At 68.3% G+C, this 7156-nt stretch carries 7 protein-coding genes; all 7 read left to right on the forward strand.

The window, feature by feature from the left end; all coding sequences use genetic code 11:
- Positions 1-234: hypothetical protein (locus HY703_10055; protein MBI4545528.1), on the forward strand; the 234-nt coding region annotated here is incomplete at its 5' end.
- Between the two features lie 44 nt (positions 235-278).
- Complete coding sequence (nuoD, locus tag HY703_10060; protein ID MBI4545529.1) at positions 279-1508, forward strand: NADH dehydrogenase (quinone) subunit D; 1230 nt, start codon at positions 279-281, stop codon at positions 1506-1508.
- Positions 1509-1578: 70 nt separating this feature from the next.
- Complete coding sequence (locus HY703_10065) at positions 1579-2403, forward strand: NAD(P)H-dependent oxidoreductase subunit E (protein MBI4545530.1); 825 nt, start codon at positions 1579-1581, stop codon at positions 2401-2403.
- Positions 2403-3704: an NADH-quinone oxidoreductase subunit NuoF gene (gene nuoF / locus HY703_10070; GenBank protein MBI4545531.1), complete on the forward strand. Its 1302-nt coding sequence runs from the start codon at positions 2403-2405 to the stop codon at positions 3702-3704. The genes HY703_10065 and nuoF overlap by 1 nt, the downstream gene beginning before the upstream one ends.
- A 12-nt stretch (positions 3705-3716) precedes the next feature.
- Positions 3717-5363 carry a (2Fe-2S)-binding protein gene (locus HY703_10075; GenBank protein ID MBI4545532.1) on the forward strand — a complete coding sequence of 549 codons (1647 nt, stop codon included), beginning with the start codon at positions 3717-3719 and terminating at the stop codon, positions 5361-5363.
- The gene (gene nuoH / locus HY703_10080; GenBank protein MBI4545533.1) at positions 5363-6664 is read left to right on the forward strand and encodes an NADH-quinone oxidoreductase subunit NuoH; all 1302 of its coding nucleotides are present in this window, start codon (positions 5363-5365) and stop codon (positions 6662-6664) included. Before HY703_10075 ends, nuoH begins: the two co-directional genes overlap by 1 nt.
- A 25-nt stretch (positions 6665-6689) precedes the next feature.
- A partial coding sequence (locus tag HY703_10085) for an NADH-quinone oxidoreductase subunit I (protein ID MBI4545534.1) occupies positions 6690-7156 on the forward strand: 467 nt, incomplete at its 3' end.

The raw sequence follows: 7156 nt of genomic DNA on the forward strand, positions 1-7156 counted from the left end.
ATGCCCGAGAACTACGCGGAGGGGCACCCGCTGCGGAAGGACTTCCCGCTGCGCGGGCGCTTCAGCCGGGCGGAGCAGACGCGGCAGGCGTTGGCGTTGGAGGCGGAGGACTACTACATCCCGCAGGAGCTCGAGATCGCGGCGCGGGGCGGGGGCGCGGTAGAGGCGGAGACGGCGGAGGGGCCGGTGCAGCTCGCCGTGCCGGAAGTGGGGTCGGTGGAAGGGGAGGCATGACGACGACGCGGCGGATCGAGTACCTGGTCTCGCGCAATCCGGAAATGGGGGTGGACGGGCAGCCCGCGAGGGCGCCGGTCTTCCCCGTCGGCGTGGAGCCGGAGCTCCACGGCGAGCACATGCTGCTCAACCTCGGGCCGCCGCACCCCGCAACGCACGGGGTGCTGCGGCTCGTTTTGGAGCTGGATGGCGAGACCGTCATCCGCTGCATCCCGCATATCGGCTACCTGCACTCGAGCTTCGAGAAGCTGGGCGAGTACCGCAACTGGAACCAGATCATCCCGCTGACCGACCGGATGGACTACCTGGCGCCGCTGATCTACAACTGCGCGTTCGCCATGGCGGTCGAGAAGCTCATGGGCATCCAGGTCACCGAGCGCTGCAAGGTCGTGCGGGTGATCTGCATGGAGCTGGACCGGATCTTCAGTCACCTGCTCTGGCTGGGCACCACGGCCATCGACATTGGCGCCTTCACCGTGTTCCTGTGGACGTTCCAGGAGCGGGAGCGGATCCACAACCTGCATGAAGCCTACACGGGTGCGCGTATGACCACTTCGGCCACGCGCATCGGCGGGATGATGGCGGACCTGCCGGCCGGCTGGACGGACGCGCTGCAGCAGTTCATGGACACGTTCCCGCGCACGCTGGACGAAGTCGAGACGTTGCTCACGAACAATCAGATCTGGATCGGCCGCAACCGGGACGTGGGCGTGATCCGTGGGGAGGAGGCCATCAACTCGGGGCTTTCCGGGCCGAATCTGCGGGCGTCCGGCGTGGCGTACGACGTGCGCAAGGACCGGCCGTACTACGACTACGAGAGCTACGACTTCGAGGTCCCCGTGGGCGAGCACGGCGACTGCTACGACCGTTACCTGCTGCGCATGGAAGAGATGCGCCAGAGTCTGCGCATCCTCGAGCAGGCCCTGGAGCGGCTGCCGGGCGGCCCCATCAACATGGATGACCCGCGCAAGATCCTGCCCTCCAAGACGGACTGCATGAGCGACATGGAATCCATGATCCACCACTTCAAGGTGGTCATGGAGGGAGTGCCGGCGCCGCCGGGCGAGAGCTGGTTCAGCGTCGAGAGTTCAAAGGGCGAGCTGGGCATGTACGTGGTGAGCGACGGCGGGTCCAAGCCTGTGCGCTGGCGCGTTCGCGGTCCCAGCTTCATCAACCTGTCCGCCCTGCCCAGGATGGTCGAGGGCCATCTCCTCTCGGACGTCATCGCGGTGAACGCGAGCCTGGACATCGTGCTCGGGGAGATCGACCGGTGATGGGGCAGGGGCAGGTCGAGCGCGGGGGCGTGGGCAAGGGGAGGGACAAGGGCGAGGGTGAGGGCAAGGGGTGATGAAGCAGACTGGCGCGCCGTTTCGGAACCCCGGGTGGGCGGGCGAGACGGGCGATTTCCAGCACCTGACGGAGTCGGATATCCGGGGCACGGCCTACGTCGGCGCCCGCCCCGTGGATGGCGGCCACCCCGGCGTGGCCTGCTCCTACCCCTACCAGCTCGAGGCCCGTAATCCCGAGGCGCCGCTCTTCGAGGGCGGCTACCGCGAGCGGCTGCAGAAAATCCTTTCGCGCTACCCTGACAAACGCGCAGCCTTGCTGCCGGTGCTGAACCTGGCTCACGAGATCCGCGGCCACCTCTCGGCGCAGGCCATGGAGGCGGTAGCGGGCGTGCTGGGGGTCACCCCTGCGTATGTGCGCGGCGTGGCCACGTTCTACACCATGTACAACAAGCGGCCGGTGGGGCGGTTCCTGGTCCAGGTCTGCACCAACGTGTCGTGCAACCTTTGCGGCGCGGACGACGTGCTGGCTGCCTTCCTCGGGCACACCGGGACGGAGCCGGGCGAGACGTCGGCCGATGGCCGGTACACGGTGATCGAGGTCGAGTGCCTGGGCGCCTGCGGCTTCCCCACCGCGGTGCAGATCAATGATCGGTACTACGAGAATGTCTCGGCGGCGGACGTGCCGCGGATCCTCGAGTGGCTCGGGCGCGAGCCCATCGAGCGGCCGCTGGCCGCTGTAGCCACGGGGGCGGGCGCCGTGGCGGAGCAGGCCCGGGGTCGCGCTCGCGGGCGCCGGGGCTCGAGGGTCCCGGACCCCGAGCCCGAGCCCCAGCCCCAGCCCCAGCCCGAGGCGGGGCAGGGGAGGAGGCCGGGGAAGTAATGGCGTACCCCTACCGGCACCCGCGCGAGACTCGCGTGCTGAGCGAGTATTTTGGCGACCCGGCGGCCCGCAGCCTGGCCGGCTGGCGGGAGCGCGGCGGCTACCGGGCTCTCGAGAAAGCGCTAGGCATGCCGCCGGAGGCGGTGGTCGAGGAGGTCAAGCAGAGCGGGCTGCGGGGCCGGGGGGGCGCGGGCTTTCCCACGGGCGTGAAGTGGGGGTTCATGCCCAAGAACAGTGGGCAGGCCCATTACCTCCTGGTGAATGCCGATGAATCGGAGCCGGGCGCGTTCAAGGACCGGGAGCTGTGCCGCTGGACGCCGCACCAGTTGCTCGAGGGTTCGCTGATCAGCGCCTACGCTATCCGTGCGCAGCATGTCTACATCTACATTCGCGGCGAGTTCTTCGAGGCGGCGCAGATCCTGGGGCGGGCGGTCGAGGAAGTCTATGCCGCCGGGCTGGCCGGCGCCGACGTGCTGGGCTCGGGCACGCACATCGACATTACGCTGCACCTGGGCGCCGGCGCCTACATCTGCGGCGAAGAGACGGGGCTCATGAACTCGCTCGAAGGGCGGCGCGGCCAGCCGCGGATCAAGCCCCCGTACCCGGCGGTTTCCGGCGTTTTTGGCAAGCCGACCACGGTCAACAACGTGGAGACGCTCTGCGCCGTGCCCCACATTATCACGAAGGGAGCGGCCTGGTACCGCTCCTTAGGGACGGAGAAGAGTCCGGGCACCAAGCTGTACAACGTCTCGGGCCATGTGGTGAGGCGTGGCAACTTCGAGTTCCCCCTCGGCTTCAACCTGAAGGAGCTGATCTTCGATGTTTGCGGCGGGATCGCCGCTGGCCGCTCGCTCAAGGCGGTGATCCCCGGGGGCAGCTCCGTGCCCATCCTGGCGGCGGACGAGATCGACATCCCCATGGATTACGAGGCGGTCCTCGAGGCGGGCAGCATGCTGGGCACCGCATCCGTCATCGTCATGGACGAATCCACCTGTATGGTGAAGCAGGTCCGGCGGATCGTCGAGTTCTACGCCCACGAGTCGTGCGGCCAGTGTACACCCTGTAGGGAAGGGACCGTGTGGCTGGGCCGCATCCTCCGCCGCATCGAGGAGGGACGCGGGACCGAGGAGGACCTGGACACGCTGCTCGAGTTGTGCCGCAACGTCACGGGCACCACCATCTGCGTGCTGAGCGACTCAGCGGCGGCGCCCGTGGCCAGCTCGATCCAGAAGTTCCGCGACGAGTACCTGGCGCATATCCGCCAGGGGGTGTGCTCGGCCCGCAGCATGGCGGCCGCCTGAGGCACGGGAGACATGGCCAAGGAAGCCAGGCAGACGGTTACCTGCACGATTGACGGGCGGCCGGTTACGGTGCCCAAAGGCGTGCGTATCATCGAAGCCGCGGAGCAGGCCGGCATTGGCATCTCGCACTACTGCTACCACCCCGGCCTTTCTGCGCCCGCCATGTGCCGCATGTGCCTGGTCGAGGTGCAGGGCGCGCCCAAGCTCGTCCCCGCCTGCGTCACCACGGTCACGGACGGGCAGGTCGTGCTCACGGAGAGCGAGAAGGCCAGGGAAGCCCGCACCGGCGTGCTCGAGTTCTACCTCTACAACCACCCGCTCGACTGCCCCGTCTGCGACGCATCCGGCGAGTGCAAGCTCCAGGACTACGTGTTTGCCGAGGGGCGCAAGCACGGGCGCAGCTTCGAGGCCAAGCGGGTGCTGGGCCAGGACGATCTGGGTGGCGACGTCGCCTACGATGGCGATCGTTGCATCATGTGCACGCGTTGCGTCCGCTTCATGCGCGAGATCGCCGGGGATGACCTGCTGTGCGTGGTGCAGCGGGGCGACCGCTCGGTGATCGACACCTTCTTCGAACGCGGGCTCGAGGCCTCGGCGTGGGCCTCGAACGTGATCGACATCTGCCCCGTCGGCGCGCTGCTCTCGAAGGATTTCCTGCACAAGGCGCGGGCCTGGGACCTGGACCGCACGCCCTCCCTTTGCCCGAACTGCGCCCAGGGCTGCAACATTGACATGGACACGCGGGACAACCTGGTCATGCGGCTGAGGCCGCGCGCCAACCCCGAAGTGAACTCGTACTGGATGTGCGATTACGGCCGTTACCGTTACGAGTGGTTCAACCTGCTGGATCGGGTGGAGGAGCCCATGGTGCGCGGCCCGGCTGGCCGGCTGGTGCGCGCCACCTGGCAGGAAGCGGTGCTGGGGCTGGTGGAGCGGCTGAAGGTCCTGCGCGGGGAGACGCGGGCGCGCGCCCTGGCCGTTGCTTCCCCATTTCATGCCAATGAGGATGCGGGCCTGCTGGGGCGGCTCCTGGCCGTGCTGGGGGGCGGCGAAGCCGTCTTCCGGTCGCCACGCGCGGAGGAAGAAGTGGTCTGTCCGGGCTTTCCCAGGCTGGCGCGCCGGCGCGACCTGGCGGCCAACGTGCGCGGGCTGGAAGCTATGGGGTTCCGGCGCGTGGGCGATGCGGCCGGGACGGGCGGCCTGGATGACGAGGTCTCCGGGAAAGCCGACGTGATCCTGGTGCTGGGTGATCCTCTCGCGGACGCGGCGCCCGATTGGGCCGGCGACGCCGCGCTCTTTGTCTACCTGGGCGCAGCGCCGGCAGCGGCCGCAGAGCGAGCCGACTTTGTCCTGCCCATCACGCAGTTCGCGGAGCAGGAGGGCACGTTCACCAACTTCGAGGGTCGCGTGCAGCGCTTCTGGCCGGCGCGCCAGGGGCCGCCGCTGGCCCGGCCGGCCTGGCACGTGCTGGGCGTGGTGCTGGCCGGCCTGGGTGATGGAGTGGCGCCGGCCAGCGCGGGCCATGCGTTCCGGCGGCTGAGCGAGCTGTACGACGAGTTTGCGGGCTTGAGCTACGCTCAGCTTGGCGCGGGCGGGGCGCTGTTGAACCAGCGGGCCCGGCTGGCAGCCGGCAGTGCGCGGGGTGCGGAGGTCGGATGATGCACGACGTCGGCGCCCTCTCTCAGGCGGCATTCCTGATCGTCTCGGCGATCATGGTGGTGGCCGTGTTCACCACTGTCATGGTCGCCGTCGCGTTCTTCACCCTGCTCGAGCGGCGACTGGCGGCGTGGATTCAGGATCGGCGCGGGCCGAACCGGGTGGGCCCCTACGGCCTTCTCCAGCCCCTGGCCGACGGCATCAAGAACCTGCTTAAGGAAGAGACGTACCCGCGCGAGGCGTCGCGCAGCTACTTCGTGCTGGCGCCGATACTCTCGATTGTGCCCGCGCTGGTGACTTTCGCCGTTATTCCTTTTGCCGCGCCGCTGCCCACGCGCTGGGGCCTGGTCCCCATGATCGTGGCCGACCTGCCCATCGGCATCCTTTACATCCTGGCGCTGAGCAGCCTGGGCGTGTACGGGATCGTTATGGCCGGCTGGTCCTCGAACAACAAGTACGCTTTCCTGGGCGGGCTGCGGTCCAGCGCCCAGATGATGAGCTACGAGGTGGCGCTGGGGATGAGTCTGATCCCGGTGTTCATGCTGGTAGGCAACGTGACGCTGCCCCAGGTGGTCTGGGCGCAGCAGGAGGAGCTGGGACTGTGGCTGGCGTTTCCCCTCGGGCTCGCGTTCTTCATCTTCGTGGCCGCGGCGTTCGCCGAGACGAACCGGCTGCCCTTCGACCTGCCCGAGGCGGAGTCGGAGCTGATCACGGGGTACCACACGGAGTACTCGTCCATGAAGTTCAGCATGTTCTTCATTGCCGAGTACTCGAACTTGCTCACCGCTTCGGCGCTCATGGCCACGCTGTTTCTGGGCGGCTGGGACATTCCCTTCTGGACGGGGGACGACATGGTGCTGGTCGCGCCCGGCGTGGTGAGCGGCTCCGCGCCAGCCGCGTGGACAACGCTGCTTACGCTGGTCGCGTTCGCCGCCAAGACCGGATTCTTCGTCTTCCTCTACATGTGGGTGCGCTGGACTGTGCCTCGCTTCCGCTACGACCAGGTCATGCACCTGGGGTGGAAAGTGCTGATCCCGGCCGTACTGCTGTATATCGGCCTGGTGGGCACCAGCATGCTGGTCATCGAGGAGCTGGGCATCCCGTTTGGCCCGGGCTACGGCTGGATCCTGACCGCGGTCAACCTGGGCGCCATGGCCGTCTTCTTCCTGCTGCTGGACAGGGATCGCGGCATCGCGGGCGCCGCCACGCGGCGCGCGTCGCGGGGCGAGCCGCTGCGCCAGCCGGCGCTGGCCACGGCGGGTGCACCGGGTCTCGGCGCCTCGGCGGGCGGTGGAGAGGAGTAGGCGCATGGCCATCGGCGTGAAGACCATGAAGCGGCCGGCGGGCACGACATCGTACCTGCGCGCTACCTTGCGGGGGATGACGCTGACGTTCAAGCACCTCGTCGATCCCCACAAGGTCACGATCCAGTACCCGGAGGAGAAGTCGGAGCTCGCTCCGCGCTGGCGCGGCACGCACCGCATGGCCGTGCACGCGGACGGCCGCCCCAAGTGCGTAGCCTGCGGGCTCTGCCCGACGGTTTGCCCCTCCCTCTGCATCCGCCTGGTACCGGGCGAGGATGAGCAGGGGAACCGCTACCCCGTGGTCTTCGAGATCGACGAGTTCCGCTGCATCTTCTGCGGCATGTGTCAGGAAGTCTGCCCGGTCGAGGCGATCCATCTCGGGCAGGACTACGAGAACTCCGAGTACACGCGCGAAGGCTTCATCTATGACCTGGACCGCTTGATGGCGCAGGACCACGCCTACACCGCGCTGTGGGACCCCAGCGATCCGGC

Source organism: Gemmatimonadota bacterium, assembly GCA_016209965.1.
Lineage (GTDB): Bacteria > Gemmatimonadota > Gemmatimonadetes > Longimicrobiales > RSA9 > JACQVE01.